This window comes from Mesorhizobium sp. M7A.F.Ca.CA.004.12.1.1 (assembly GCF_003997835.1).
Classification (GTDB): Bacteria; Pseudomonadota; Alphaproteobacteria; order Rhizobiales; family Rhizobiaceae; genus Mesorhizobium.
The window spans coordinates 1-3,685 of record NZ_RZRK01000620.1 but is presented as its reverse complement, the minus strand read 5'-3'; the positions used below and the strand labels follow the sequence as shown (position 1 = coordinate 3,685).

The 3,685-nt window shown below is 65.5% G+C and carries 3 protein-coding genes; all 3 read left to right on the top strand.

Annotation, left to right across the window (positions count from 1 at the left end):
- A partial coding sequence (locus tag EN984_RS26300; RefSeq protein ID WP_127384057.1) for a glycine cleavage T C-terminal barrel domain-containing protein occupies positions 1-2,298 on the top strand: 2,298 nt, incomplete at its 5' end.
- Positions 2,291-2,893, top strand: coding sequence for a sarcosine oxidase subunit gamma (locus EN984_RS26295; RefSeq protein ID WP_127270665.1), 603 nt, complete (start codon positions 2,291-2,293; stop codon positions 2,891-2,893). The genes EN984_RS26300 and EN984_RS26295, both read left to right, overlap by 8 nt.
- A 175-nt stretch (positions 2,894-3,068) precedes the next feature.
- Positions 3,069-3,685: MFS transporter (locus EN984_RS26290; protein WP_127384056.1), on the top strand; the 617-nt coding region annotated here is incomplete at its 3' end.

Genomic DNA, 3,685 nt, shown 5'->3' with positions numbered 1-3,685 from the left:
GTCGCCCAGCTCGCAGGCCGCGACAATGTCCGGCTTTTACCGCGCACCACAGTGTGGGGTTATTACGACAACAACACGCTTGCCGCGCTGGAACGGGTCAGCGATCACAAGGATCAGCCAGGCAAGGGCGAGCCGCGCCATCGCTATTGGGCGATCCGTGCCAAATCCGTGGTCCTGGCCACCGGTGCGTTCGAGCGGCCGCTCGTGTTCCCCGGCAATGACCGGCCAGGCGTGATGCTGGCGCATGCAGCCGAGCGCTATGCCAACGAATTCGGCGTGCTGCCGGGCGAGCGGATCGCGCTGTTCACCAACAATGACAGCGCCTATCGGGCGGCCGTCGCCTTGAAGAAGGCCGGTGCCGCGGTCGTCGCCATCGCCGATGTCAGGCCGGAACTTTCGCCGGAGATGCGCAAGCTGGCCGCGGAAGCCGAGGCCGAGATCTTCGCTGGCCATGCCGTCGTCGCCACCGAAGGTGGAAAGGCGCTGTCCGGCCTCAAACTGCAACGCTTCGATATGGCCAACGGCACGCTCATCGGCGATGCCCGCAGTATCCACGCCGATTGCCTGCTGATGTCCGGCGGCTGGTCGCCGACCATCCATCTGGCCAGCCAGGCCGGCGCCAAGGCGGAATGGAATGCCGCGCGGCAGGCCTTCCTGCCGCCGAAGCCAACACAGAGCTGGATCGGCGCCGGCGCCTTCACCGGCAGTTTCTCCACCGCCGAAGCCATCGCCGAAGGCCGCGCCGCGGGCCTTGCCGCAGCCGGTGGCCCCAGCGCGCCTTCTGTATTGCCGGCGGTGGAAGCCGTGCCCGGCGATCCTGATCCGGCACCGGTGTTCGAGATCAGGGCCAAGGGCAAGAGCTTTGTCGACTTCCAGCACGACGTGACGGCAGAGGACGTGCGGCTGGCGCACCGGGAAGGCTTTGTCTCGGTCGAGCATCTGAAACGCTACACCACGCTCGGCATGGCGACCGACCAGGGCAAGAGCTCCAACGTGCCCGGCCTTGCCATCATGGCCGAAGCCCTGGGCAAGCCCATCCCCGAAGTCGGCACGACGCGCTTCCGGCCGCCCTTTGCGCCGGTGTCGATCGGCTCGCTGGCGGCGGAACGTTTTGGCGATCTCAAGCCCGAACGATTGACCCCGATGCATGATTGGCATCTGGCCAACGGCGCGACCATGTATTCAGCGGGCCTCTGGTATCGCCCGATGATCTACGGCCATGCAGGCGAAACGGTCGAGCAGGCCTATGTGCGCGAAGCCAAGGCGACACGCGAAAGCGCCGGGATCGTCGATGTCTCGACATTGGGCAAGATTGCCGTGCAAGGCCCCGACGCCGCCGCATTCCTCGACCGCGTCTACACCAACATGTTTTCGACGCTGGCCGTCGGCAAGGCCCGCTACGGTCTGATGCTGCGCGAGGACGGCCTAGCCTTCGACGACGGCACCACCTGGCGGCTCGGCGAGCAGGACTTCCTGATGACCACCACCACCGCCAATGCCGGCAAGGTGATGCAGCATCTGGAATATTTCCTCGACGTGATCTGGCCGGAGCTGAAAGTCCACGTCACCTCGGTGACCGACGAATGGGCGGGGGCCGCGATCGGCGGGCCGAAGGCCAGGCAGATCCTCGCCTCTTGTGTCACCGGCACCGCAGTCGACAATGCCACCTTGCCCTTCATGGGCCTCGTGCGCGGCGAGATAGCAGGCGTGCCGGTGATGATCTGCCGGCTGTCCTTCTCCGGCGAAATGGCGTTCGAAGTCTATTCCGGCGCCGGCCACGGCACCCATGTCTGGGAAGCGCTTGTCGAGGCCGGCAAACCGTTCGGGCTGGTCACCTACGGGCTCGAGGCGCTGGGCACCATGCGCATCGAAAAAGGCCATGTCACCGGCGCCGAGATCGACGGCCGCACCACGGCGCGCGACCTGCATCTCGACTGGATGCTGTCGAAGAAGAAGCCGTTCATCGGCTCGGCGATGATGGACCGCGAAGGCCTGATCGCGTCGGACCGCCTGGAACTGGTCGGCCTGATCGCCCTCGACAACCTACCGTTCAATGGCGGCGCGCACATCGTCGAGGAGGTTGACGAGGCCAATCCGCACGGCTCGATCGGTCACATCACCGCCTGCTGCTATTCACCGGCGCTCGGCAGGCATATCGCGCTGGCGCTGGTCAAGGGCGGCAAGGCACTGCAGGGCACGCGCGCTCATGTCTCCGATCCCTTGCGCAACCGGTTTGGACCGGTCGAGATCGTCTCCAACCACTTCTTCGATCCGGACGGGAGCCGCATGCATGGTTGAGCGCCAATCACCCGAACCCTTGTCGCCGCTTGAGCCTGAATTCCATGTCGGCTCGCACGGCAATTTCGAGCACGGCGTCGAGATCATCCTGACCGAGACAAGGCCGGGCTCGATCGTGCAGCTCGCCGCGTGGCCCGGCGAGGAGAAGAAGCTGATAGCAGCCGTCCGCACCGTCACCGGGCTTGCCCTGCCCGATGGCGCCGGCGGCGGCTTGAGCGATGGCGTGAAATCGGTGTTCGGCTTCGCGCCGGGAAAGTTCACCGTTGCCGATGAAGCCGAAGGCCTGGCTGCGGCCTTTGCCAAGGTGGTGACCCCCGCCATTGGCACTGTGACCGACCTCTCGCACGGCCGCACCGCCATCCGCATTGCCGGGCCGAAGGCCGAATGGGTGCTGGCGAAATTCTTCGCCATCGATTTCGCGCTGCCGGCCTTTCCTGTTGGAGCCGGCCGCTCGACCACCCATCACGACATCTTCGCCCAGATCCAGCGCACCAGCGCCGACCAGTTCGACATCTATGTCTTCCGCTCGTTTGCACGCTCGTTCTGGAAGGCGCTCTGCCATGCCAGCGAGGAAGTCGGCTACGAGGTGCAGTAGGCGGCGCGGCCGGATGGCCGCGTTGCCCACATCTGGCATCAACGCCAGCCGCTTCTGCCGCTAGAGAATCTGGCCGCCGGCGCCCATGGTGCGAAAACGTGGCCGCCCAACCGGCCCGAGGGATATGAAATCCCTTCTTCAAGAGTCGGCACATTCGTTTGGTTCGAACATCTCCATGACCGCAGAACTATCCGCCGGCGCCACGGATCGCGCCGATGTGCCGGCCAGAGCCTTGCTCCTGCTGCCGCTGACGGTCGCCTGCGGCGTGTTCATGACCAGCCTCGACCAGAATGTCGTGGTGACCGCGCTGCCGGGCATCAGCGAAAGCCTCGGCCGTCCGCCCAGCCAGCTCGGCCTCTTGATTACCGTCTATGTCGCCAGCCTGATCATCTCGATGCCGCTTGGCGGCTGGGCCGCCGATCGCTTCGGCCTGCGCAACGTCTACTGCTTTGCCTTGCTGGTGTTCGCCGCCTCGTCGGCGCTCTGCGGGCTGTCCGACAACATCTGGATGCTGGTCGGCGCCCGCGCGCTGCAAGGCTTTGGCGGTGCCTTGATGGGCACGCTCGGCCAGGTCGTCATCCTGTCGACCTTTCCGCGCAGCCGAACGCTGAAGATCAACATGTACATCTCGCTGGCCGGCCAGTCCGGACCGTTGGTCGGTCCGCTCGTCGGGGGCGCGCTGACCACCTACATTTCCTGGCGCTGGATCTTCTTCATCAACGTGCCGTTCGCGCTGGCGGCGGCAATTCTTGCCGCCTCGCTGTTTCCGACGATGACCAAGCCCGTGCGCAC